This window comes from Mesorhizobium sp. M7A.F.Ca.MR.362.00.0.0 (assembly GCF_004023175.1).
GTDB lineage: Bacteria > Pseudomonadota > Alphaproteobacteria > Rhizobiales > Rhizobiaceae > Mesorhizobium.
In genome coordinates this window covers 1-220 of the sequence record NZ_RZTF01001210.1, presented here as the reverse complement: position 1 = coordinate 220, position 220 = coordinate 1, and the positions used below count along the sequence as shown (strand labels likewise).

The window sequence follows — 220 nt, the reverse complement described above, 5'->3', positions numbered from 1 at the left end:
CGGAAATATTTCTTTGGAGGGTTTTCCATGAAATCTTCCTGTTCGATATAAATCTCACGAGAGAATGGAATTTGACGTGTTCCCATCTCTGGATTCTCTGGATTAATTTCTGCCTCCAGCATTTCAACTTGCCCTTCAGGATAGTTGGTAATAACTACTTTCAATGGGTTAAGTACGCCCATTGTACGAGGCGCTTTCAATTTCAAGTCTTCACGTACAA

At 40.5% G+C, this 220-nt stretch carries 1 pseudogene; it reads right to left on the bottom strand.

Annotated elements, in window-relative coordinates:
- Nucleotides 1–220, bottom strand: a pseudogene (locus EOC06_RS39665) (glutamine--tRNA ligase); the annotation flags it as partial.